Raw genomic sequence first — 23,542 nt, forward strand, 5'->3', positions numbered from 1 at the left:
ACCCTCAGGAGTGCAGGAACGCCCATGACCGTCAGACTCGGGATCGTGATGGATCCGATTGAAGATATCCACTTCAAGAAAGACAGCTCACTGGCCATGTTGCTGGCAGCCCAGAACCGTGGTTGGGAAATCGAGTACATGGAGCAACCGGACCTGTATCTCGATGGCGGTCGGGCCATGGCCCGCACCCGGGATCTGACCGTTCATATGGATCCGGAAAACTGGTACAGCTTCGGGGCTGCTCGGGATCGGGCGTTGGGCGACCTGGATGTCATCCTCATGCGCAAGGATCCGCCGGTAGACCGGGAGTTCCTGATGGCCACCTATATACTGGAGGCGGCCGAGCAGCAGGGCGCGCTGGTGGTCAATCCGGCGTCAACGCTCCGTGACTGTAACGAGAAGCTGTTTGCCACCCAGTTCGAGGACCTGACACCACCGCTGCTGGTCAGCCGCTCGGCAAGCCGGTTCCGGGAGTTCTATGCCAGACACGGTGACGTCATCATGAAACCGGTGGACGGTATGGGGGGGCATTCGATCTTCCGTATCAGGGAGAACGATTTCAATCTGGGGGTCATTATCGAAACCCTCACCAACTATGGCGCCCACCAGGCCATGGCCCAGAAGTACATTCCGGAAATCAGCGATGGCGACAAGCGTATCCTGCTGATCGACGGCGAGCCGGTACCCTACTCCCTTGCGAGAATACCCTCCCATGGAGAGAATCGGGGCAATCTTGCCGCTGGCGGCCGGGGCGAAGGTCGGGAACTGACTGCCCGGGATCGGGAAATCTGCGAACGCGTTGCGCCGGTGGTTAAAGAGAAAGGCCTCATTTTTGTCGGCCTGGATGTGATCGGTGATTATCTTACTGAAATCAATGTCACCAGCCCGACCTGCATCCGGGAACTCGATGCGGCCTTCGGAATCGATATTGGTGGCCTATTAATGGAAGCGATTGCAAAGCGCCTGGGCCAGGCATAACCCGGTGATGACGGCTGGGCAGGTTTAACGACAGGATCCGTATCAGGAATGGCAGTTCAGGTAAGCGACTTCGACCGGTTTTCCTTCACCCTTTTCATGGCGCTGGCGGTGCACGCCATTGTGGTGCTTGGAATCACCTTTGCGCCCGAGCCGCCCCGTTCCTCCGCCCAGACGATGGAAATCACTCTGTCGCAGTTTGACGACGAGCAAGCCCCGGAGAAAGCGGACTTTTTGGCCCAGACCAGTCAGAAGGGCAGCGGTACTCAGGAAGAGGTCCGGGAAATGACCACGCCTCAACCGGCGGAGGTCAGCCAGCCGGAGGTGGCTCAGGTTCAGCCCGAGCCGCCGGCCCAGACCGAACCGCAGCCGCGTCAGGAAAAGCAGGTGGTACAGACCGAGAGTCGGTCCAGTCAGAAGGTTCAGCAGCCTGAGAAGCGCACCAAGCCGGAAGAGGAACCTCTGCCGGTTCGGGAGAAAAAGAGCCTGATGGAGCGCAGCCTCGAAATTGCCAGCCTGGAGGCCCGCTTCGATGCGCAACAGCAGGCCTATGCCCGAAAACCCAGGGTGATGCGTGTTACCGCTGCCTCCACGCTCAAGTCCAGCAACGCCTGGTATGTTCAGAACTGGGTAAGCAAGGTAACCCGGGTGGGCAATATCAATTACCCAACCGAGGCGCGCAATGCCGGAATCTATGGCACACTGAGAATGCTGGTGTCGCTGAAGAAAGACGGCACCATCAAGGAGGTGGCTATTCTGCAGTCTTCCGGCAGTACCGTGTTGGACGATGCAGCAATCCGCATTGTCAGGATGGCCGCGCCTTTTGCACCGTTTCCGGACGAAATGCGGCAAGAGGTGGATCAACTCGAAATCATACGTACCTGGTCCTTCCAGCGTCGGGGGCTGACATCCGGATGACAGCATCAAAACATTCTCCCCACAGCTTGCGGCACCATTTCCTGGTGGCATCACCCTATCTCGATGATCCGCGATTCCATGGCGGCGTCATCTATATTTGTGAGCACTCCGACGATGGCGCCCTGGGGTTGATGATCAATCACCCATTGGATATCCATCTGGGCGAGATTCTGGAACAACTGGATCTGCCAGGGGGTGAACTGGATCTGCCGGTATTCAGCGGGGGTCCGGTGCAGCCGGAACGGGGTTTTGTGCTGCATCCTCCCGGAACCAGCTGGCAGAACACGGCAAAGGTCACCGACGATGTTTTGCTGACTACATCCCGCGACGTATTGGCGGGCATTGGCCGCGCTGAGGGCCCCGATGAATACCTGGTGGCCCTTGGGTATTCCGGCTGGAGTGAGGGGCAGCTGGAAGAGGAGCTGGGCAGCAACGCCTGGCTGACTTGCCCGGCCACCACCGATATCCTGTTTCGTACCCCTTGGAAAGAGCGCTACAAGGCGGTGCTTGAGCTGATCGGCATTGACCTCAACCAGCTCAGTGAATCGGTCGGCCATGCCTGAGCCGGCCAGCCGTCGCGTGATGGCGTTTGATTTTGGTGCCCGCCGGATTGGCGTTGCCGTCGGCCAGGAATTGCTGGGCACCGGGCAACCGGTGGCGCTGATTCCCGCCCGAGACGGTATCCCGGATTGGCAACAGATTGAATCCCTGCTCGAAGAGTGGCGCCCGGACCTGGTCTTGGTCGGTCTGCCTCTCAATATGGACGATACCGAAAACGACATGTGTGCCCGGGCGCGCAAGTTCGGCAAGCGCCTGCATGGGCGCTACCATGTGCCGGTAGAGATGGTGGACGAGCGGCTCACCAGCTTCGAGGCCAAGGGTGAAGTGATGGCCGCCGGAGGCAGTCGTGATTTTGGTCGTCACGGTGTGGATGACCGGGCCGCGGTGCTGATCCTGGAAACCTTTTTTCAACAGTGAGGACCGAATGACGGCATTGCTTGATATTGACCAGTTGCTTGACCAGATGGAAGCCGGGCTGAGTCAGGCGCTCGAGCAACGGGGCGTGGAATCTCCGGTTCTGATCGGTATACGGACCGGAGGCGTCTGGCTGGCGGATGTGCTGAGCAAACGCCTGGGAATCGAAGAGCCGTTCGGCGAACTGGACATCTCCTTCTACCGCGATGACTTTAGCCGCATTGGTCTGAATCCCCGGGTCAAACCCTCAAGCCTGCCCTTCGATACCGAAGGCCGGGACATCATCCTGATTGACGATGTCATCATGAGCGGCCGGACCATCCGGGCCGCCATGAATGAGATCTTCGATTATGGCCGTCCAGCCAGTATTATACTGGCCACCCTGATTGACCTTGGCGCCCGGGAACTGCCCATCCAGCCGGATGTGGCAGGCAAGACAATGGCGCTGGAGTCCCATCAGCGCGTCAAGCTGCGTGGCCCCGACCCGCTCCGAATTGAGCTTCAGGAAGCCGGACAATAAACCTCCGAATCAGATAACAGGCGACCCATGACCGCGAACGACTCTTCCCCGCACCACTTGCAGCTGACCCGGGATGGTCAGTTGCGGCACTTTCTCACCCTCGACGGCCTTGACCGCGCCTTGCTGACCGACATTCTGGATACTGCAGATTCCTTTATCGAGGTCGGTGAACGCACCATCAAGAAAGTGCCGTTGCTCCGGGGCCGGACCGTGGTAAACCTGTTTTTCGAGTCCAGTACCCGGACTCGCAGCACCTTTGAGCTGGCGGCCAAGCGACTGTCTGCGGATGTGCTCAATCTGGATATCAGCACCTCGGCTACCTCCAAGGGTGAATCCCTGTCTGACACCCTGCTGAACCTTGAAGCCATGGCCAGCGACATGTTCGTGGTCCGGCACTCCCAGAGTGGTGCACCGCATTTTATTGCCGAGAGCGTTACCCCGGGGGTGGCCATTATCAACGCCGGTGACGGGCGACATGCGCACCCGACCCAGGCCATGCTGGATATGCTCACCATTCGTCAGCACAAGGGGCAGTTTGAAGGTCTGAAAGTCGCCATCGTCGGTGACGTGCTGCACTCCCGGGTAGCACGCTCCCAGATCCGGGCCCTGAACGAGCTCGGTGCCGAAGAAGTTCGCGTCATTGCCCCGGGTACCCTGTTGCCCAAAGACGTGGAAAGTCTGGGCTGTACCGTCGAATACGATATGAACCGAGGAATGCAGGATCTGGACGTGGTGATCATGCTGCGTCTTCAAAAAGAGCGTATGGAAGGGGCATTGCTGCCCAGTGAGCGGGAGTTCTACCGGCTCTATGGTCTTAACCAGCAGAAACTGGCCCTGGCGCACCCGGAATGCATCGTGATGCACCCGGGTCCCATCAATCGGGGCGTTGAAATTGAATCGGCGGTGGCCGACGGGCCGCAATCGGTGATTCTGAACCAGGTCACCAACGGCATCGCCATCCGGATGGCGGTCATGTCCATGGCGATGGGGGGGCAGGTAGCAGAACGCCAGCAGAAACTGAGTGAGAGGGGCCAGGCATGAGCAGTGTCAACACATCCGGAAGCAGTCTGAAGATCACCGGAGGCCGACTGTTCGATGGTCAGGGCGCCGAACAGGAAAACACCGCACTGCTGATTCGGGATGGCCGGATTGCGGCGATGGGCGAAGCCGCTGCCCGGGAAGCGGCCGACGAGACCATCAGCGCAGAAAACGGCGTGATCACGCCGGGGTTTGTGGATCTTTGCTGCAACCTCCGCGAACCGGGCAATGGCCAGAAGGGTAATATTGCCTCGGAAACCCTCGCAGCGGCCCATGGCGGTTTCACCACGGTCTGTGCCTCGCCGGAAACGTCACCGGTGAACGACTCCAGTGCCGTCACCCATCTGATTCGTGATGGTGCTGCCAGCCGGTCGCCCATCCAGGTTTTGCCCATTGGTGCCATTACCCGGGGTCTTGAGGGCGATCTGCTCAGCGACATGGCTGGCCTGGCTTCAGCTGGCTGTGTCGCAGTCGGTAATGGCTCCCGGGGCGTGCGCAATGCTCGTATTTTGCGCCGGTGCATGGCCTACGCCCAGACCTTCGGTCTGACGGTGATGTTCAGCCCGGAGAACCAGGCCCTGGCCGCCGACGGCTATGCCCACGATGGTCTGGTGACCTCGCGGCTTGGCTTGCTCGGTATTCCGGAAGTGGCGGAAACCGCTGCGGTGATGGAAATGCTGTTGCTGGCGGAGGAAACCGGGGTTCGTTTGCACCTGAGCCAGTTGTCCTGCGCTCGCAGCGTTGAAATGCTGGCTGATGCCCGAAGTCGCGGTATCGCGGTGACCGCCGATGTGGCCATGCATCAGCTGGTGTTCACTGAGGATGCCCTCGCCGGGTTTGACAGTCGGTTTCATGTCCGGCCGCCACTGCGCAGCGAGAGCGACCGAAAGGCCTTGATTGCGGGCGTCCGGGAAGGCGTTATTGATGCCATTGTCAGCCAGCACCAGCCCCATGATACCGCCGCCAAGCAGGCGCCTATGGCGGCCACCGAGCCGGGTCTTTCCAGCATCGAAAGCGTGCTGTCGCTGGGTCTGGAGCTGGTGGAGATGAATGAACTGGCACTGGCTGACCTGATCCGGGCGCTGACCAGGGGCCCGGCCTCCGTGCTTGGCCGGACGGCCCGGCTCGCGGAGGGAGAAACGGCCGATATTTGCCTGTTCGATCCCGATGCCTTCTGGACTCCGGGAGCAACGACACTGGTTTCGGCCGGTCGTCATGCTCCGGTGATTGACCGCGAACTGCCTGGCGTCATCCGACTCACCCTCAGTGAGGGTCGAAAGGCCTGGCCTCAGCCAGAGATCTGATCCTGGCTTACTGTCTCAAAGTGCGGCAGAGGTTGCGGAACCTCTGTCGACACCATCACAGAATCTTCCCCTGTTGCTGAAAAACCCTTGATGGCAGGCACCAGTGCCAACGTATTCTTGTAGCCGTCGCCCTATGGTCGACCAAGGAAAGCGTGGCCTGGCCGGTGCCTATCTATGGACCGGCGCCCGACAATAATAACCAGGAGTCATCCCGTGAAATCAGCAAATCTCCCCCAGCGGGTAGCCATGGCGGCTGCCCTCTGTGCCACTCTGGTCTTTCCCTCGATGGGTCAGGCGCAGGCACAGAACGAGCCTCTGGAACGCAGTTTTTGCGTTTTTGACCCGGTGGGTGCCAATGGCCCCCTGTTTGCCATCACCAAGACCTTCCAGCCGGTGGCCCTGAAAAACGGCATCAAGCTGGATCTTCGTGCCTATACCGATGAGAAAGTTGCCGCCGAAGACTTCAAGGCAGGGCAGTGCGACGCCGTTCTGCTCACCGGCACCCGGGCCCGGGAATTCAACAAGTTCACTGGCAGTCTTGAAGCCATGGGAGCTGTGCCCGGCGAAGAGGAAATGCGCTTGCTCTACAACACCTTGAGCCAACCCAAGGCCCGGCCGTTTCTGATTGACGGCCCCTACGAAGTGGCCGGCGTGTTCCCGGGTGGCGCCATTTACCTGCACACCCGTGACCGCAGTATCGATTCGGTCGAGAAGCTGCAGGGTAAACGGATTGCTACCCTGGATTACGATCAGGCATCGGTGCGGATGGTTCGCCATGTGGGCGCATCCGTGGTGGGCTCCAATTCAGCGAACTTTGCCGGCAAGTTCAATAACGGCAGCGTTGACCTGGCCTATGCCCCGGCCGTCGCCTACACCCCGCTGGAACTTTACAAGGGTGTTCAGCCCAACGGCGCAGTGGTGAAATATGCTCTGGGGTACATGAATTTTCAGGTGATCATCCACCGCGATCGGTTCCCGGATTCCGCCGGCCAGATGGTGCGCGACCAGGCCATCAAGCGCATTGACGAGGCTTACGAAATCATCGCCCAGGCAGAGGCGGAGATTCCGGAAGAGGTCTGGATGCAGCTTCCCCAGGAAGACACCGCCGAATATGACAAGATGCTGCGAAAGGTGCGCCTGTCGTTACTGGAAGACGGTGTTTACGATGAGCGGGCCATCAAGTTAATGAAAGCGATTCGGTGCCGGGTAGATGCAGCCCGTTCCGAGTGTGCCTCCGTTGCCGGAACCTGAGGCCGGAGTGAAGCAGGCCCGCGTCTGCGGGCCTGTGCCTGATTAGCGGATTTCGTCTTTCAGAGCCTTGCCTGCTTTGAAGCCCACGGTCTTGCTGGCAGGGATGCGAATGGTCTCGCCGGTTTGTGGGTTGCGTCCGTCCCGCGCCTCGCGGCTGCGGATATTGAAGGTGCCAAAGCCAATCAGGGTGGTGTCTTCGCCACGGGAGGCGGCGGCCGACACCTGGTCGGTAAACGCGGTAATCACTTCGCTGGCCTTGTCCCGGGTAAGGCCTGTGCGATCGGCAATGGCCGCGGCGAGTTCAGGTTTGCGCATCGGATACTCCTTTTTTGTATTTCTATTGGTTCAGTCTGGTCCTGGCCGGAATCACAACGACTCACGGTTGCTCAATCTATAGTGGCTCCGGGCTCATTGTGCAAACCCCCGGGCGGGGAAGTGTGTGTCATTCGGCGTCATTTGCGGCATCGGTCGCATAAAAACCGGGCGTCGTACGCCATAATGCGTGCCTGGTTACAGTCTGTAACAAACCGGTTTGTCCGCCGGAGTCTGGCCCGTGCGATCGCAGCAGGACTGCATCAGAACAAAAAACGAAAAGGTGAAGAAGGTATGACCCATTTCCGGAATCCCTCCCGCAAGGCGCTTTTTTCCGGGTGCCATGTACGTAACCTCATGGCGGCTTTTATGGCCAGCATGGTCCTGAGTGGCTGTGGCGCGGTGAATCACGTGATGTACAAGACCACCGGAGATGTGATGCAGGGCTTCTCCCGGGATCACACGGTGCCCTTTCTGATGGAGAGCAATGATTTGGCCATGGGTTGCGCCATGAGCGAGGCAACCGCGCCATTGCTGATGTCTTTCGGTCGTGTCACCAATGAGCCGGACCAACTGGCGGTGATGCTTTACCTCTCTGCCGGCGGTTGTGCCGAGGAAGAGGCCAGGGAACAGGAGCTGGCCGCTCTTGCCGCCCTGCACGCCATGAACGGGAATGCCGCGGAAGATGCCATGATCCGCCAGAAGCGGGCCCATACCGTTGCCGCCCGGCGTTATTACACGGCCTGGCAGCACCATAATGCCTATTACGGCAATCCTGCCGATGGCGAGTGTCCGGATTTCGATGACGACATGGACGAGTTTATCTACATGGCCGGCCTGCTGTCCGGTCTGCAGGCCCTGAACGCCCAGATCCAGTCCACCTCCTCTATAGGGGTGCCGGCCAACGTTGGTTCCATTGCCGCCCGGGCCACCAGCTGTCTCGATAATGAGAAATGGTGGGGTGCGCCTATGGCTCTGAGAGCAACGGTCTGGGCCATGATCCCGGGCGCCGAGCCAGAAGGCGAGGACGCTTTTGAGCGTCTGGCCATTGCCGGCGATCAGGGTGATGCGGCAGGTGTTCGCCTGCCTCACGTATTCCATGCCATCGCGGCTTTGAACAAGGGGGACGAGGTGATGGTACGGAACGTGATTCGGGAGCACGCTGAGTCCATCGAGAATACTCCGGCCAACGAAGACTGGCGATTCGTGGACGCCATGGCAACCGACATGATTGTCGCGGTTTCTGATCGTCTGTGGGTCGAGAACACTGGGCATCGTACGCCCATGGGCCAGCTTGGCACCTTCTGGGATGACCAGCGGGAAGAGGTCGAAACCATGGATCTGGACGATCTGCTTTAACCACTTTCTACCCAGAGTAATCAGTTATGTCGAAGGGCGGTTTTCATCGTAGCGGGCTGGAGTGGTTTTCATCACTGCCCGCATGCCTGCTGTTACTGGCGGTGGTCATCTTCTCCACGAGCAGTGACATCCATAACCAGATGTTGCGTGGAGGCGAACAGCTCTGGAGTGGCTACTACAAATTGCGCATGGATCCGGTTCAGCCCACCTGCGACCCGAACCGGGATATTGAGGCAGCGGTGGCTGCAGAAATGGCGGCTGATGCCGAGGCGGATGACCCCATGGCGGCGCTGCTGGGGGTCGAAGAAAAGGACCCGGCCGATGTCCGGCTTGCTATCGAACGGGCGGTTACTGACTGCCGCGAGGCCCACCAGAATTTTGAGAGTCTCAGGGAGCAACTGACACCGGGTGTGAAGGCCTATCGGGCTGTCGAATTGTTCATAGCTGACCTGATTGCCTTTGGCCTCGAGTCCCAGCGTTTTATTCTGGTGATTCTGGTCATGTTGTGTGCGGTGACCGCCACCCTGACCCGCCATCACATCGCCATGCGTGCCATGGAGACCCGGCTGGACTATACGGTTTCTCACACGCTGCAAACCATTGCCAACGCCATGCTGCTGGGCTCCAGCGCGATCTTTCGCCAGTCCAGTCTGGGCTCAGAGACCGCCGTCTCATCGGAAGAGCTGTTGCTGCATAATTTCTGGATTGTCGGTTTTGCCTGCCTGACGTTGGCCAGCCTGTACCGGCTGTTCCGGGTGCCGAATGACCTTCAGGACGGCGGCAGCCTGAACAAGGCCTTTCTGGCCGTGCCCCTCTACACCGTAATGTGTCTGATCTCCGGCACTTATTTCGCCCTGATTGGGCACGCCTCCGGAATCGGCATCTATCTGGGCAAGATGATGGAGCTGTCCGACATGTTCCTGAATGTCGGTCTGTATGTGTGGGTAGGCATGATGCTCAAGCAGACCCGCCTCGCCACCCTGGTGTTCAATGTCTTCCGGCCCTGGCGCATGCCGCCTGAAATGCTGGCGGTTGTGGCGGTTCTGGTTGCTGCCGTGCCAACAGCGTATACCGGTGCTTCCGGCATCTTCGTGATCGCCGCCGGCGCAGTAATCTACAGTGAGTTGCGTGCGGCCGGGGCCCGTCGCCATCTGGCCCTGGCGGCGACCGCCATGTCCGGCTCCCTGGGCGTGGTGTTAAGGCCCTGCCTGCTGGTGGTTGTGATTGCCTATCTGAACCGGGAAGTCACCACCGACGAACTGTTCGGCTGGGGTATCTGGGTGTTCGTGCTGACCGCCACTATGTTTGCGATCGTGGCCCTGAGTGTGAACCGCCAGAGTGAGTTCAACCTGGCGCCTTCAGCCGAAGCCTTCCCTGCCATGACGCAGGCGCTCAAACCATTGATTCCCTACGTGCTGGTAATCGCTGCCGTGGTGCTGTTCTATCGTTTGGCGCTTGACGTGAGCATGGATGAATTCTCGGCGCCAAGGCTGCTGCCGGTGATCATGCTCGCAATCCTTGTGTATGAGCATGTCAGCCTGAAAAACCGGAAAGGAAAAGCCTCGGGGGAGATCAATCATCAGGGGCTGGAACGAAGTCTTCGTGGTGCCACCAACGATACCACGGCGGAAATTGGCGCGCTGTTGCTGTTGCTGGGGCTGTCCGTCAGCATCGGTGGGGTGATCGAACGGGCTCACCTGATGGAGGCCTTCCCGCAGTCGTTTGACAGTGCCTGGTCGGCGATGCTGCTAATGGTGGTTATTCTGGTGATACTGGGCATGATCATGGACGCGTTCGGTGCGGTGATCCTGGTGACGGCCACCGTTGCCACGATTGCCTACTCGAGCGGGATTCATCCGATCCATTTCTGGATGGTGACCCTGGTGGCATTCGAGCTGGGTTACCTGAGCCCGCCGGTGGCCCTGAATCATCTACTGACCCGGCAGGTGGTCGGAGAGGCGGAAGTGCTGGCGGCGCAACAGGAAACGGGAACGTTTTACCAGCGTCATGAACGCATCATCATGCCGCTGATTGCCATGGGGATTTCGCTGGTGCTGGTGGCCTTTGTTCCTTTGCTGTTCTACGCCTGATCCGAAGATGTGGCCTGACCGCTAGCGATTGCCCCACATCTTCGAAACGGCGGCATCCGAGCCCAGGGTTCCGACGATCACCGACACGCCCCCAATGCCCAGGAACACCAGCACCGGAATCAGGGCACCGGCTTTCCCGGTGTACACCAGTGCAATGGCAGAAACCGTTGCCAGAAAGAGGAATAACACCCCTACCACGTTCAGGACAGTCCGATGTGAATCCTTGTAGCTGGGACCGACTTTACCGGATTCCAGTGGTTTGAGGATGGGAGAGAAGAGTCGTCTCAGGCGCTGTTTCATGTAGCCATTTCCTAGAATGTGTTGCCCCCTATCATACAAAAAAAGCGCCGTGCTTTCGCAGGGCGCTTTTCTTACTTACAGGAATCGACTCAGCTCAATTTCGGACCGGCTTCGACGATTGAGTCCGCCACGTCGAACTTCTTGAAGTTCTCGACGAACTGGGTAATCAGTTCCTGGGCCTTGCCATCGTAGTAGTCCGGGCTTACCCAGGTGTTGCGCGGGTTCAGAAGCTCGGTATCCACGCCCGGAACATGCTTGGGCACATCCAGGTTAAGGGTTGGCAGGTGCTCGGTTTCCACGTCGTCCAGGTCGCCGTTCTGGATGGAGGCGATGATGGCTCGGGTGGTCGGAATGCTGAATCGCTGACCTTCGCCGTAGGGGCCGCCGGTCCACCCGGTGTTTACCAAGAAGACCTTGCTGCCAAACTCGTCCATCCGCTTCATCAGCAGTTCGGCGTATACGCCGGCCGGGCGTGGGAAGAAGGGCGCGCCGAAGCAGGTGGAGAAAGTGGACTTCAGCTTGGACGAAGAGCCCATTTCGGTGGAACCGACCAGCGCGGTGTAGCCACTGAGGAAGTGGTAAGCGGCGCCTTCGCGGCTCAGGATAGACACTGGCGGCAGAACGCCGGTCATGTCGCAGGTCAGGAATACGATGTGAGACGGCTCACCAGCACGGTTCTCGATAACCCGTTTTTCAACGTGCTCAAGCGGGTAGGCACAGCGCGAGTTTTCGGTGAGAGATACATCGGTGTAATCCGGTTCACGGGTCTCGGGGTCGATCGTCACGTTCTCGACGATGGCGCCGAAGCGGATAGCGTCCCAGATGATCGGTTCGTTTTTCCGGGACAGGTCGATGCACTTGGCGTAGCAGCCGCCTTCGATATTGAATACGGTGCCCGGGCCCCAGCCATGCTCGTCGTCACCAATCAGGAAGCGGTGGGGATCGGCGGAGAGCGTGGTTTTGCCGGTACCGGACAGGCCGAAGAACAGGCAGGTCTCGCCATCTTCACCAACGTTGGCCGAGCAGTGCATGGGCAGCACGTCTTTCTCCGGCAGCAGGAAGTTCTGCACCGAGAACATGGCCTTCTTCATTTCGCCAGCGTAGTGCATGCCAGCCAGCAGAACCTTGCGCTTGGCAAAGTTGATCATCACGCAGCCGTTGCTGTTAGTGCCATCGCGCTCGGGCTCGCACTCGAAGTTGGCGGCGTTCAGGATCTGCCATTCCTGTTTGTCAGCCGGGTTGTAGCTTTCCGGGCGGATAAACAGGTTGCGGCCGAACAGATTCTGCCAGGCCGTCTCGGTGGTCATTTTAACGGGCAGATAGTGTTCCGGGTCGGAACCGACATGGACGTGAGACACGAACTGGTCTTTCTCGGCGATGTAAGCTTCAACACGGTCCCAGAGAGCGTCGAACTTTTCGGCGTCGAAAGGACGGTTGATCGGACCCCAGTGGATATCGTCCGAGGTGCTCGGCTCCTCGACAATATAACGGTCCTTGGGAGACCGGCCCGTGCGGTCACCGGTTTTTACAACCAGGGAACCGTTGGCTGCCAGCTGGCCTTCCTCGCGTGCCAGTGCCACCTCAACCAGTTGTGCTGTACTCAGATCATGATAAGTGTTGCTCACTTCGACCTCGCCCTCGGGATGTCTTAGTGATTGCTCAGGCCGCCCCCCAACATTGACGGAAATCTGAGCAATCGGGTCAATTCAGGCGCGCTATTATGCCAGACACGCCGGTAAAAAACGACTGCCCGGAAAGCCTTGCTATCAGTGCTTTTCCGGCTAATCGAACCTGCTCCTAGTGTAGCGTATGACCGGTGAAAAGATGATCAATATCATTTCTATCGAAGCGATAGTGAGCGTGACAGAACTGGCAATCCATCTCGATAGAGCCCTGTTCCTCCAGAATGCTGTAGCATTCTTCGCTGCCTATGGCTTCCAGTGCGCCGAGGGTCCGCTCCCTGGAACAGCTGCACTGGAAGGCGACCGGTTCGGCGTCGAACAGCCGCACGGTCTCCTCATGGAACAAGCGATGGAGCAGGGTTTCGCTGTCCAGCTCCAGTAACTCGCCGGCTTCCACGGTCCGGGCCAGATGGTTTACCCGGTCCCAGAGGTCTTCGTCTTCCTCCGTTGCGCCCGGCAGGCGCTGGAGCATCAGTCCGGCCGCGCCGTTTTCATCGGCGAACAGAAACAGGCTGGTGGGAATCTGTTCAGAGCGATCAAAGTATTCCTCAAGACAGCCGCCAAGCGTGTCCTGATCCCGGGGTACAACTCCCTGATAGCGGTTGCCGCGGTTTGGCGTAATGGTGATGGCCATACGGCCCTCACCGAGCAGATCGTGGAAGCTGTCTTCGCTGACCGCATGCTCATCAAAGCGGGCCAGGCCGCGAATGTGCCGATCGTGGCTGCACTCGGCCATCAATGTGCGCAACGGGCCTTCCCCCTGGGCCTGAACGGACAGCGTGCCCTCAAACTTCAGGGTACTGCTCATCAGAATACTGGCCACCAGCGCTTCCCCCAGGAGTTCGCGAACAGTGTCCGGATAGGGCGCCTGGCTGCCGATTTCCTGATAGCTGTCTCTCAATTGTACCCAGGCTCCCCGCACCTGGCTGTGTTCAAAAATAAAGCGCTGGAACTGGTCGCGGGATGCCATGTTGTGTCTCCTGAATGCTGAATGCCGGTCGTTGCACGTTGACTGAGGGCGGGGATGTAAAAGGGTTCAGAGGCCGTTCTGTTCGCGGAAGCGCTGAATATCCCTACGGTCTTTCTTTGAGGGCCGTCTGGCCGGAGGAAGCTGCGCCGCCTGCATGGTTTTACGCTGCCAGGCCATGTCCTCGCGTTTCTTAACGCTCTCTTCGGTTTCGTGGTAAAGCGTTTGAGCTTCTGGCGCACCGCGGCGCCGGTCACTGATGTCATCAACAATAACGATTTTTTCCTGCCAGCCCAGGCGCAGCGTCAGCTTTGCGCCGGTCTCCACCAGCTTACCGGGCTTGCAGCGCTGGCTGTTGTAGTGGACCTTGCCACCCTCGATCGCTTCCTTGGCCAGGGACCGGGTCTTGTAGAAGCGGGCGGCCCAGAGCCATTTATCGAGTCTTACACGTTGGTCGTCAGCGGTTGATGCCGTCATGTCTCCTCACCTGATGGGCTTGTAGGTCAATTATAACCCTGTCATCGGCCGGATGGCAGGGGCGACCGTTGGCGAAGGGCCGGGAGAACTTCGTTGAAGTGGTGAATGCAGGGAATTTCCGGGTGCCGTTTTCGGGCCTCTTGCTGGCTGTCCGGCGCTAATACGGCCAGGCACTGGGCAATGCCTGCAGTCAGAGCGCTTTCCAGTACCGGGAAACTGTCATCGACCATCAGGGTCTTTTCGGCTTCGTAAGGTGTCAGACGCTGGAGGTCGTCCCAGAATGACGGGTCTTCCTTGGGCTTGCCGAGCTGATGGCTGGAGACAATGGCATCCACTCGCTTATCGAGGCCGGTGCGCTGGAGCTTCAGGGCCAGGGGATCCGGGTGGCAGTTTGTGACAATCACCGAGTGAAGCCCGGAGTGCCTGAGTGCGTCCAGAAAATCGGTTACGTGGGGCCGGTAACCAATCCGGTCGCCCACTTCCGCCTTCAGGCCGGTGATGTCCAGGGACAGCCGCTCGCTCCAGTAGTCGGTGCAGTACCAGTTCAATGAACCACGCTCAGCCATGATCATCGGAATCAGGCGATCTTTCGCTTCCTGGGGGTGGAGGTCATAGTGCTCGGCGTAGCGAGCTGGCAGGTGTTCGAGCCAGAAGTGGTTATCGAAATGCAAATCCAGCAGTGTCCCGTCCATATCCAGGAACACCGTGTTGAGAGAAGACCAGTCAACCATAAAGCAAAACAGCCCGAAGAATTTTCTTCAGGCTGCCGGAGTTCTCTCGTCGGGGCAAGCCGTGATAGTACGGAGGCCTGCCCGGGGAACGCGGATCAGTTGCTGCCCTGTTCAACCGTTTCAGGTTTTTTGCCAGTGCGGGTGCAGCCCAGGCAGCGCACGAAGGTCGCTTTGGCAGGGCCCATCACCAGAACTTCGCCGGCTTCATCGGCGTTGCCGCCCAGCAGAGAGAAGGGCAGGGATACCAGGTAGACTGCACTGCCCACAATGGTGGTTGCCAGCAGGGCCGGGCGTACAAAAATGGCATCGCCGGTCATGGCCAGTGCGGACGGGGTTTCATCCACAGCCTGGGCATGTCCTAGAGAAGAGAATGCCATCAGGCAGGCCGCCAAAGTGGCCACCAGAGTGCGGGAAATATTGCGGGTCATCGTACTGTCTCCTGAGCTTTTTTGCCCTAATAGGTACTGTCTTCGAAGACGACAGCACCGGAATCGCATCAAGTGAATACCATCCCATTGTATATCTTGGGCGTTAATCCTCTGTTAACTATGAATCATATTTGCGCATTTTCAAACGATTTTTCGTTGCTGAATGTGCCATCTCGTAAGCATTCAGCGCTGGCAGCGTGGGCAATAAACCGTCGCGCGATTATTCATTCGGATTTCCTTCAATGGATTTGTGCACTCTTTGCAGGGTTCACCACCTCGTCCGTAGACCAGAAGGGACTGGGCAAAATAGCCGGGCTGGCCATCGCTGTTCACGAAATCCCGCAAAGTAGTTCCGCCCATCAGAATGGCGGCGCTGAGGGTTTCACGGATCGCCTCGGCCAGTCTGTGGTAGCGGTCCAGGCTGATTCGCCCGGCTTTGCGGCGAGGGTGGATGCCCGATTTAAACAGCGCTTCGTTGGCGTAGATGTTACCAACCCCGACCACCACATGATTATCCATGATGAACGACTTCACCGGGGTGTTTTTTCCGCGGGACACCCGGAACAGGTACGTGCCATTGAATTCGGGGGACAGGGGTTCGGGGCCCAGATGGCTGATCAGAGGATGCTCATTGGCAGAGTCGGCCCAGAGCCAGCAGCCAAACCGGCGGGGATCATTGAATCGCAGAATGACGCCTGACTGTAACGCCAGGTCGATATGATCATGGGTCAGTGGTGGCGTGTCGTCGGTGATAATGCGCAGGCTGCCGGACATGCCGAGGTGAACAATCACCGAGCCCTGGTCCAGGTTCAGGAACAAATACTTGGCCCGTCGGTCTATACTTCTGATGACCTGACCTTCCAGTTTCTCGCCAAGATCTGCCGGAACAGGCCAGCGCAGGCTGGCGTTGCGCACGGTTACACGGGCAATGATTTCGCCCTCGCAGTGAGGGGCGATGCCACGGCGGGTGGTTTCTACTTCAGGCAGTTCGGGCACGTGTGGGAGTCTCCGAGATAAAGCGAATAAGTGTAATCAGTAACAATTTTGCATCCAAATGCTGTTGTTTTGGCTTACAGCTGTACGCTAAAGTTGGCGGGTTGGCCTCGCGCCAAAGATAATGATTTTGAGGATTTTCTATGTGGTTTAATGGTCTTCTTGACCTGTCGTGGATGCAGCTCATTCTGGTAACACTTGGAATGACCCACGTCACGATTGTCAGTGTAACGCTTTATCTTCACCGCCATTCGGCGCACAACTCACTGGATCTGCATCCGGTTCTGAAACACTTCTTCCGTTTCTGGTTGTGGTTGACCACTGCCCAGAACACCAAGGAGTGGACGGCCATCCATCGTAAACACCATGCCAAGTGTGAAACCGAGGAAGATCCTCACAGCCCGGTGGTGTTGGGTATTCGCAAGGTTCTGTTCCAGGGAGCCGAACTTTACGCTGAATCGGCCACCCCGGAAACGCTTGAACGCTATGGCCAGAGGACCCCGGAAGACTGGGTAGAGCGAAATGTCTACAGCCGCTATAAGATGCTGGGCATCGCGTTGATGGCGGTAATCAACCTGGCTCTGTTTGGCGTTCATGGCATCTGGATCTGGGCGGTACAGATGATGTGGATCCCGGTGTGGGCGGCCGGTGTGGTTAACGGCATTGGTCACTGGATGGGTTATCGGAACTACGAGTGTGCTGATAATGCCCGTAACATCAGCCCGCTGGGTCTTCTGATTGGCGGCGAAGAGCTGCACAACAATCACCACACCTACCCGAACTCCTCCAAGCTGTCCCGTCGCTGGTTCGAAGTGGATGTTGGTTGGGGCTACATCCGCCTGTTCCAGTTGTTCGGTCTGGCCAAGCCCAAGGGCTACCGGCCCATTGCCCACCATGTACCGGGCAAGCTTGAGGTGGATGTAGAGACCGTTCAGGCGATTGCCAATAACCGGTTCGATATCATGCGCCAGTACCGAAAGCGCGTTATGGAGCCGGTGCTGCGCCAGCAGAAGTCGCTCATGGACGATGAGATCCGTCCACGGTACCGGAAGCTCAAGCAGCTGCTGTCACGCGAAATTACGTTGATCCACCCGAAGGAGAAGGAAACTCTCGAGTCTGTGCTGGAGCGTAACGCGGTGCTGCGCCAGATCTACGAGAAGAGCCACGAGCTGCAGGCGCTCTGGCGTCAGCGTGGGCTCAAACCGCAGGATAAACTGAATGCTCTGATGGAATGGTGCCGAGAGGCGGAAGCCAGCGGCATCCGGTATCTTGAAGAGTTTGCCGAGCATCTCCGGGCATACTCGTTGCGTCCTGCTGGCTGAGTCAGTCAGGTTGCTGAATTCGGGGCCAGATGAATTCTTTCATCTGGCCCTTTTTCGTTTTAGGGCGTGTGTTGTTCCGTTCCAGGGGCTACCCGGAACAAAGAGTAGGTGACTTGTCCGGCGCTTTTCTGACGGTGCAGGCGCCATGAGGCAGGCACGGCCGGGGTTGGCAATTCGCTTTCGTGTTCCACGTAGACCCATCCGCCGGGTTTGATCCAGGCCTGCTCTTCCAGTAACGGAAACAGTTTCTCCAGCCATCCCTGACGGAACGGAGGATCCATGAATACGATGTCGAATGGCGGTCGGGTTCTCTGGCGAAGATAGCTCTCGACGTCTGAGCACACCACGTCCCCGTTGTTGGATTTCAACAGCCTGAGGTTGTCCCGGAGTGCCTTTGCCAGGGCAGGCGTATGATCCACCAGGGTCGCCCGTCCGGCACCTCTGGACAGCGCCTCCAGCCCTAGAGCGCCAGAGCCTGCGAACAAGTCCAGGCAGTCGTTGCCTGCAAGATGGAAGGCAAGCCAGTTGAACAGGGTTTCCCGGGTTCGGGCGGGGGTTGGTCGCACGCCACCGGCATCCGGAAATCGCAGTTTCCGGCTGCGCCAGTCGCCACCGATGATTCGCAATTCACCGGTCCCCGTGTCGTTGCGCGTCGCAGCCGTACCGCGATTCGGTGGCGTTCTTTTTGTAGGGCTCTGGCTTGCAGCTTTTCGGCGCGCCATAGTCGCGGCTCCGGGAGTGTGCTGGGTTCGGGGTGTCTGCGCGCATCTTACCGGAAACCGGGACTGGCGTGATAATCCGGGCGACCCTCACTTCACCGGGACAGTCTGATAGAATGTCCGCTTTCTTTGTCCCGCCCATTCAGACTGATGGATTGACTTTTATGACGGCAGAGTGGATTTCAATCGGCCTTCTGGCCCTTCTTGTGCTCGTATTTGTCCTGGATATCGCTGGTAACCGAAGCCGTGCGCCGCGCCCGAAGCCGGTACCTCAGCGCAAGCCGGAAGTTGCCAAGGGGCCTGCGCCTGCGCCGGATAAGGCCGAGAGCGAAGCGCCTGCCGCTGTCGAGCCGCAACCCGAGCCGGTGGCTGAGCCGGAACCGGCCCCAGAGCCTGAACCCGCAGAAGAGCCGCAGAAAGCACCGGAACCTGAGCCTCAGGTCAGCGTTTTCGAGCGAATCAAAAAGGGGTTGGGCAAAACCCGGGCGAGCCTGACCGGTGGCTTGTCCGACATGTTCTCGCTTGGCAAGAAAATTGATGAGGACCTGCTGGAGGAAATCGAAACCACGCTGCTGATGGCAGACGTTGGCGTCACCGCCACTTCCGAAATCATTGATTCGCTCACCGAAAAGCTGGAGCGTAATCAACTCAAGGATGGGGAAGCCCTGCGCAAGGCCCTGAGGGATGAGCTGCATGGTCTGCTGAAGGACGTGACCAAGCCGCTGCAGATCGACTCCGGCAAGGTCCCTTACGTCATACTGATGGTGGGTGTAAATGGCGTGGGTAAGACCACCACCATTGGTAAGCTCACCAAAAAATTCCAGAACGAAGGAAAGTCGGTGATGCTGGCCGCTGGCGATACCTTCCGTGCGGCAGCGGTCGAGCAGTTGCAGGTCTGGGGTGAACGCAACAACGTGCCGGTAGTCGCCCAACACACCGGTGCCGACAGCGCCTCGGTCATTTTCGATGCCATTCAGTCTGCCAAGTCCCGTGGCGTCGACGTGGTGATCGCCGATACCGCCGGACGACTGCAGAACAAGGACAACCTGATGCAGGAGCTGGAGAAGGTCGTCCGGGTGATGAAGAAGCTGGACGAATCCGCGCCGCACGAAGTTATGTTGGTGCTGGATGCAGGCACGGGCCAGAACGCTCTCAGCCAGGCCCAGGTGTTCCAGCAGGCCGTCGGCGTGACCGGCATTACCTTAACGAAACTGGACGGCACGGCCAAAGGCGGTATCGTGTTTGCCATTGCCCGTCAATTGCAGTTGCCCATCCGGTTTATTGGTGTTGGCGAGCAGGTGGACGACCTGCGCAGCTTTGATGCCGAAACCTTTGTGGACGCCCTGTTTGACGAGTAGCCCGGAATATAACCGCGCGGAAGCCGCCCATGATTGAGTTTCGTCAGGTCACCAAGCGTTATGACAGTGATCACACCGCCCTTCGCCAGGTCAATTTTGGCCTGGAGCGTGGGGAGCTGGCGTTTCTGACCGGCCATTCCGGTGCCGGCAAGAGTACCCTGCTGAAGCTGATCATGGTGATGGAGCGCCCCAGTGCCGGCGAGGTCGTGGTAGGTGGGCAGGTTCTGAATCGCTTGCCCCGCCGTCAGATCCCCTACATTCGCCGCCACATCGGCGTGGTCTTCCAGAACCACCAGCTGTTGTTCGACCGTACCGTTTTCGACAACGTTGCCATGCCGCTGGAAGTTATGGGTGCGTCTCCCAGAGACACGGGCCGGCGTGTCCGGGCTGCCCTGGACAAGGTGGGACTGCTGCAGAAGGAAAAAATGAACCCGATGCAGCTTTCCGGAGGGGAGCAGCAGCGAGTCGGTATTGCCAGGGCGGTGGTTAACAAGCCGCCGGTACTGCTGGCGGACGAGCCGACAGGTAACCTGGACCCGGCCCTGTCTGCCGACATCATGAATCTGTTCGGACAGTTCAGCCAGGTGGGCGTGACCGTGTTGATCGCAACCCACGATATCGCCCTGATTAACGAGATGGGACGGCGGACGCTGAAGCTGGATCATGGCCGCCTGGTTACCGGCGGCACCTCGGTTATTGGTGGAGGTGCCAGTGGCCGCTGATCCACGCAAAAGGTCAGAATCTGCCCGCGGTGCCAACAAGGCCCGTTCGCCCTGGCGTGAGCAGGCAGAAAGCTATTTCACTCATCACCGCAAGGTTGCCGAGGATAGCGCTCGTCGTCTTTGGCGCACGCCGGTGGCCAGTCTGATGACCTGGACGGTGATGGGGGTGGCCCTGGCCTTGCCAGTGGCGCTGTTGTTACTGCTAACCAGCCTTCAGGGAGTCAGCGCCGGTTGGGAGAGTAGTGCCCGGGTGACCGCTTACATCGAGCTGGACGTGCCGCTTGAGCGGGCACGGGTGCTGAGCAATGACATTGCCGGAGACGGTCGGGTGGCTGACGTTGAGCTGGTTGATCGGGCTCAGGCCCTGGCGGAGTTCCGGGCCTCATCGGGCCTGGAAGATGCCCTGGATTATCTCGAAGACAACCCGCTGCCGCACACCCTGCTGATTACCCCGGAGGAAGGCGCGCGGTCCACTGAGGGTGTGGAAGGGCTCGTCCGGTTTATTGACGGTATGGAGGGCGTCGAGAGAGTTCAGGTAGATCTGGGCTGGTTGCAGCGCCTGAATGCCATGACCGATCTGTTGGCCCGTGCCGTCTGTGCGCTGGCGATCCTGCTGGCGGCCGCGGTTGTACTGGTGATCGGAAATACCGTGCGCCTTTCGATTGAGAGCCGCCGTGATGAAATTCTGGTTGCGAAACTGGTGGGCGGAACAGACAGTTTTGTCCGCAGGCCTTTTCTGTACACCGGCGCCTGGTTTGGGCTCGGTGGTGGGCTGGTGGCGCTGATTCTGTTGCAGTTGTCACTGTGGTGGCTCAGCGGGCCCATAGAGCGGCTGGCGGGCCTGTACCGAAGCGACTTTTCCCTCGACGGGCTGCAGTTTGATGGTGCCCTGGCGTTGATAATTGTCGCGATGCTGCTAGGCTGGCTAGGCGCCTGGGTAGCGGTGAAGCGTCATCTGGATGACATGGAGCCGGGTGATATTGCCGGAGGAGGATGATCCGGATAGCGGGAAAACCGTATTGAAGAAACAGCTTGTATTGGAGTAGGTTTAGAGCCAGTAAAGCCACAGTGGAATTTCCAGATAGTTGATTTGAAACGTTTTACTGGAGATTTCGGGAACTTTCAGGGTTCTTGGCGGTCTAAGTAGCAATTGGTATATTTATGGGCCGTTGGGTTCGGAGGTTAGAGCATGGGTACGAGTTTACAACTGGTTGACAGACTGGTTCCGGGTCAGAATCTCGAGTCTTACATTCAGGCTGCGAGCCGCATTCCGGTGCTCACAGTGGATGAAGAGCGCGACCTCGCCGAAAGGTTGCATTATGAGGGCGACGTGGAAGCTGCCCGTCATCTGGTCATGTCTCACCTGCGCTTTGTGATTCACATTGCCCGGAGCTATTCGGGTTATGGTCTGGCACAGGCCGACCTGATCCAGGAAGGCAATGTTGGCCTGATGAAAGCGGTTAAACGCTTTAATCCGGAATACGGTGTGCGTCTGGTTTCCTTTGCGGTTCACTGGATCAAGGCAGAGATTCACGAGTTTATCCTGCGCAACTGGCGGATTGTGAAAGTGGCCACTACCAAGGCCCAGCGTAAGCTGTTCTTTAATTTGCGCAGCCAGAAGAAGAAGCTTGCCTGGCTAAGCCATGACGAGCTGAACGCGGTGGCCGAGGATCTGGGCGTTGAGCCCAAGGTTGTGCGGGAAATGGAAGGCCGACTGGCTTCCCAGGACACAGCCTTCGACGGTCCGCAAGACGATGACGACGACAACGCCTATCAGGCACCTGCGTATTATCTGGAAGACGCGCGCAGCAACCCGGCGACCCAGCTTGAAAATGCTGACTGGTCCGACGACTCCAATGGTCGGCTGATGCAGGCTCTGGGGCAGTTGGATGAGCGCAGCCAGGATATTCTCCGGGAGCGCTGGTTGTCTGAAAGTAAGTCGACCTTGCACGAGTTGGCCGACAGGTACGGCGTCTCGGCCGAGCGTATCCGGCAGCTTGAGAAGAATGCGATGAAAAAGATTCGCGTGCAGATGTCCGAGGCGGCCTGATTGGTCGGCTAGCTCTGCGACAAGGCCCTTAAGAACGCCACCACCGGTTACGGTTGGTGGCGTTTTTGTTTGTATAATCGAAAACCAAGCCTCCCAATTTTCTTCTCTTACTTCTGGTGTTAAGGCGTGAAAAATGACCAATAAACTCCCTCATATCGCATTTCTTGGCATCGGCCTGATGGGTGCGCCCATGACCCGTAACCTCCTGAACGCGGGTTTTCCAATGACGCTGTGGAATCGCACGTCCAGCAAGTGCGAGCCCTTTTCATCGGAGGCAGCCATTGCCGAATCCCCGGCAGAGGCGGTTTCCGATGCCGATGTGGTGATCACCATGCTGGAGAACAGCGATGTGGTGGAGCAGGTGTTGGTGGCTCAGGGCGTGATTGATGCTCTGAAACCGGGGGCGCTGGTGATTGATATGAGCTCGATTCAGCCTTCTTCAGCCCGTCGCCATGGTCAGCTGGCTGCGGAGCGGGGTGCTGGCTATGTCGATGCGCCGGTGTCCGGTGGCACGGTGGGCGCGGCAGAAGCTCGCCTGAGTATCATGGCTGGCGGTTCGGAAACGGATGTGCATCGTGCCCGACCGGTGTTCGAGGCGCTCGGCAAGTGCACGCGGATCGGTCCTGTTGGCGCCGGGCAACTGGCGAAGTTGGCCAATCAGGCTATTGTTGGAATCACTATTGGTGCTGTGTCGGAAGCGCTGTTGCTTGCGGCGAAAGGCGGTGCGGATCTTGCGGCCGTGCGGGAGGCGTTGCTGGGTGGGTTTGCCGGTAGCCGGATTCTGGAATTGCATGGCCAGCGCATGATCGACCGGGATTTCGCACCCGGCGCGCCGGCGCGGATTCAGCTTAAGGACATGCGGATGATTCTGGATGAGGCCCGCGCAGAAGGGTTAACCCTGCCCCTGGCCCAGCAGACTCACAATGAATACCTGTCGCTGGTGGCCAATGGTCACAGTGATGTCGACCACAGTGGCCTGCTGCTGGAGCTGGAGCATCTGAACGGTGCCCTGCTTGGCTCTCTTGGCCGCGGCCCGAAGGAGTAACCACGC

25 protein-coding genes are annotated in these 23,542 nt (G+C 58.7%); 16 read left to right on the forward strand and 9 right to left on the reverse strand.

What is annotated here, in order from left to right; genetic code table 11:
• Positions 1 to 24 precede the first annotated feature (24 nt).
• The 8 genes from gshB (at position 25) to FMN52_RS10480 (ending at position 6,981) form a co-directional block, all read left to right on the forward strand.
• Positions 25 to 978, forward strand: a complete 954-nt coding sequence (gshB, locus tag FMN52_RS10445) for a glutathione synthase (RefSeq protein WP_148608568.1) — start codon at positions 25 to 27, stop codon at positions 976 to 978.
• 48 nt (positions 979 to 1,026) lie between these two features.
• Positions 1,027 to 1,893, forward strand: coding sequence for an energy transducer TonB (locus FMN52_RS10450; RefSeq protein ID WP_148608569.1), 867 nt, complete (start codon positions 1,027 to 1,029; stop codon positions 1,891 to 1,893).
• Positions 1,890 to 2,456, forward strand: coding sequence for a YqgE/AlgH family protein (locus FMN52_RS10455; protein WP_205424922.1), 567 nt, complete (start codon positions 1,890 to 1,892; stop codon positions 2,454 to 2,456). Before FMN52_RS10450 ends, FMN52_RS10455 begins: the two co-directional genes overlap by 4 nt.
• Positions 2,449 to 2,871 carry a Holliday junction resolvase RuvX gene (gene ruvX / locus FMN52_RS10460; protein WP_148608570.1) on the forward strand — a complete coding sequence of 141 codons (423 nt, stop codon included), beginning with the start codon at positions 2,449 to 2,451 and terminating at the stop codon, positions 2,869 to 2,871. Before FMN52_RS10455 ends, ruvX begins: the two co-directional genes overlap by 8 nt.
• A gap of 7 nt (positions 2,872 to 2,878) precedes the next feature.
• Positions 2,879 to 3,388, forward strand: coding sequence for a bifunctional pyr operon transcriptional regulator/uracil phosphoribosyltransferase PyrR (gene pyrR / locus FMN52_RS10465; protein ID WP_148608571.1), 510 nt, complete (start codon positions 2,879 to 2,881; stop codon positions 3,386 to 3,388).
• A 27-nt stretch (positions 3,389 to 3,415) separates the two neighbouring features.
• Positions 3,416 to 4,429 carry an aspartate carbamoyltransferase catalytic subunit gene (locus tag FMN52_RS10470; RefSeq protein ID WP_148608572.1) on the forward strand — a complete coding sequence of 338 codons (1,014 nt, stop codon included), beginning with the start codon at positions 3,416 to 3,418 and terminating at the stop codon, positions 4,427 to 4,429.
• The gene (locus tag FMN52_RS10475) at positions 4,426 to 5,730 is read left to right on the forward strand and encodes a dihydroorotase (protein ID WP_148608573.1); all 1,305 of its coding nucleotides are present in this window, start codon (positions 4,426 to 4,428) and stop codon (positions 5,728 to 5,730) included. Before FMN52_RS10470 ends, FMN52_RS10475 begins: the two co-directional genes overlap by 4 nt.
• 285 nt (positions 5,731 to 6,015) lie before the next feature.
• Positions 6,016 to 6,981 carry a putative solute-binding protein gene (locus FMN52_RS10480; RefSeq protein ID WP_240339507.1) on the forward strand — a complete coding sequence of 322 codons (966 nt, stop codon included), beginning with the start codon at positions 6,016 to 6,018 and terminating at the stop codon, positions 6,979 to 6,981.
• A 42-nt stretch (positions 6,982 to 7,023) separates the two neighbouring features.
• On the opposite strand, the gene FMN52_RS10485 is transcribed toward FMN52_RS10480, so the two are convergent.
• Positions 7,024 to 7,296, reverse strand: a complete 273-nt coding sequence (locus FMN52_RS10485) for an HU family DNA-binding protein (RefSeq protein ID WP_148608575.1) — start codon at positions 7,294 to 7,296, stop codon at positions 7,024 to 7,026.
• Positions 7,297 to 7,587: 291 nt separating this feature from the next.
• Between FMN52_RS10485 and FMN52_RS10490 the strand changes: the two genes are divergently transcribed.
• Entirely contained in the window at positions 7,588 to 8,652 is a 1,065-nt protein-coding gene (locus FMN52_RS10490; RefSeq protein ID WP_148608576.1) for a hypothetical protein, read from the forward strand.
• A gap of 26 nt (positions 8,653 to 8,678) precedes the next feature.
• Complete coding sequence (locus FMN52_RS10495) at positions 8,679 to 10,742, forward strand: TRAP transporter large permease subunit (protein ID WP_148608577.1); 2,064 nt, start codon at positions 8,679 to 8,681, stop codon at positions 10,740 to 10,742.
• A 21-nt stretch (positions 10,743 to 10,763) separates the two neighbouring features.
• On the opposite strand, the gene FMN52_RS10500 is transcribed toward FMN52_RS10495, so the two are convergent.
• The 7 genes from FMN52_RS10500 to mutM form a co-directional block, all read right to left on the reverse strand.
• The gene (locus tag FMN52_RS10500; RefSeq protein ID WP_148608578.1) at positions 10,764 to 11,042 is read right to left on the reverse strand and encodes a hypothetical protein; all 279 of its coding nucleotides are present in this window, start codon (positions 11,040 to 11,042) and stop codon (positions 10,764 to 10,766) included.
• Between the two features lie 89 nt (positions 11,043 to 11,131).
• Positions 11,132 to 12,667: a phosphoenolpyruvate carboxykinase gene (locus tag FMN52_RS10505; protein ID WP_148608579.1), complete on the reverse strand. Its 1,536-nt coding sequence runs from the start codon at positions 12,665 to 12,667 to the stop codon at positions 11,132 to 11,134.
• 172 nt (positions 12,668 to 12,839) lie between these two features.
• Complete coding sequence (hslO, locus tag FMN52_RS10510) at positions 12,840 to 13,694, reverse strand: Hsp33 family molecular chaperone HslO (protein ID WP_148608580.1); 855 nt, start codon at positions 13,692 to 13,694, stop codon at positions 12,840 to 12,842.
• Between the two features lie 66 nt (positions 13,695 to 13,760).
• Positions 13,761 to 14,168 carry a ribosome-associated heat shock protein Hsp15 gene (hslR, locus tag FMN52_RS10515; protein ID WP_148608581.1) on the reverse strand — a complete coding sequence of 136 codons (408 nt, stop codon included), beginning with the start codon at positions 14,166 to 14,168 and terminating at the stop codon, positions 13,761 to 13,763.
• A 41-nt stretch (positions 14,169 to 14,209) separates the two neighbouring features.
• Positions 14,210 to 14,899 (reverse strand): GMP/IMP nucleotidase, encoded by a 690-nt coding sequence (gene yrfG / locus FMN52_RS10520; protein WP_148608582.1) that lies wholly within the window; start codon positions 14,897 to 14,899, stop codon positions 14,210 to 14,212.
• A 95-nt stretch (positions 14,900 to 14,994) separates the two neighbouring features.
• Positions 14,995 to 15,327 (reverse strand): hypothetical protein, encoded by a 333-nt coding sequence (locus tag FMN52_RS10525; RefSeq protein WP_148608583.1) that lies wholly within the window; start codon positions 15,325 to 15,327, stop codon positions 14,995 to 14,997.
• Positions 15,328 to 15,510: 183 nt separating this feature from the next.
• Positions 15,511 to 16,323, reverse strand: coding sequence for a bifunctional DNA-formamidopyrimidine glycosylase/DNA-(apurinic or apyrimidinic site) lyase (gene mutM, locus FMN52_RS10530; protein WP_148608584.1), 813 nt, complete (start codon positions 16,321 to 16,323; stop codon positions 15,511 to 15,513).
• 140 nt (positions 16,324 to 16,463) lie between these two features.
• Here mutM and FMN52_RS10535 point away from each other — a divergent pair, with 140 nt between their 5' ends.
• Positions 16,464 to 17,642: a fatty acid desaturase gene (locus FMN52_RS10535; protein WP_148608585.1), complete on the forward strand. Its 1,179-nt coding sequence runs from the start codon at positions 16,464 to 16,466 to the stop codon at positions 17,640 to 17,642.
• A 59-nt stretch (positions 17,643 to 17,701) separates the two neighbouring features.
• On the opposite strand, the gene rsmD is transcribed toward FMN52_RS10535, so the two are convergent.
• Positions 17,702 to 18,364, reverse strand: a complete 663-nt coding sequence (rsmD, locus tag FMN52_RS10540) for a 16S rRNA (guanine(966)-N(2))-methyltransferase RsmD (protein WP_148608586.1) — start codon at positions 18,362 to 18,364, stop codon at positions 17,702 to 17,704.
• Positions 18,365 to 18,525: 161 nt separating this feature from the next.
• Here rsmD and ftsY point away from each other — a divergent pair, with 161 nt between their 5' ends.
• The 5 genes from ftsY to FMN52_RS10565 all read left to right on the forward strand — a co-directional run bounded on the left by ftsY (position 18,526) and on the right by FMN52_RS10565 (position 23,536).
• Positions 18,526 to 19,719 carry a signal recognition particle-docking protein FtsY gene (gene ftsY, locus FMN52_RS10545; RefSeq protein ID WP_148608587.1) on the forward strand — a complete coding sequence of 398 codons (1,194 nt, stop codon included), beginning with the start codon at positions 18,526 to 18,528 and terminating at the stop codon, positions 19,717 to 19,719.
• Positions 19,720 to 19,748: 29 nt separating this feature from the next.
• Positions 19,749 to 20,441 carry a cell division ATP-binding protein FtsE gene (gene ftsE / locus FMN52_RS10550; protein ID WP_148608588.1) on the forward strand — a complete coding sequence of 231 codons (693 nt, stop codon included), beginning with the start codon at positions 19,749 to 19,751 and terminating at the stop codon, positions 20,439 to 20,441.
• Complete coding sequence (ftsX, locus tag FMN52_RS10555; RefSeq protein WP_148608589.1) at positions 20,431 to 21,438, forward strand: permease-like cell division protein FtsX; 1,008 nt, start codon at positions 20,431 to 20,433, stop codon at positions 21,436 to 21,438. Before ftsE ends, ftsX begins: the two co-directional genes overlap by 11 nt.
• Before the next feature lie 192 nt (positions 21,439 to 21,630).
• The gene (gene rpoH, locus FMN52_RS10560; RefSeq protein ID WP_148608590.1) at positions 21,631 to 22,491 is read left to right on the forward strand and encodes an RNA polymerase sigma factor RpoH; all 861 of its coding nucleotides are present in this window, start codon (positions 21,631 to 21,633) and stop codon (positions 22,489 to 22,491) included.
• A gap of 133 nt (positions 22,492 to 22,624) precedes the next feature.
• Positions 22,625 to 23,536, forward strand: a complete 912-nt coding sequence (locus tag FMN52_RS10565; protein ID WP_148608591.1) for an NAD(P)-dependent oxidoreductase — start codon at positions 22,625 to 22,627, stop codon at positions 23,534 to 23,536.
• Positions 23,537 to 23,542: the final 6 nt, after the last annotated feature.

The organism is Marinobacter sp. BW6, from assembly GCF_008107725.1.
In the GTDB taxonomy this organism is placed as follows: Bacteria; Pseudomonadota; Gammaproteobacteria; order Pseudomonadales; family Oleiphilaceae; genus Marinobacter.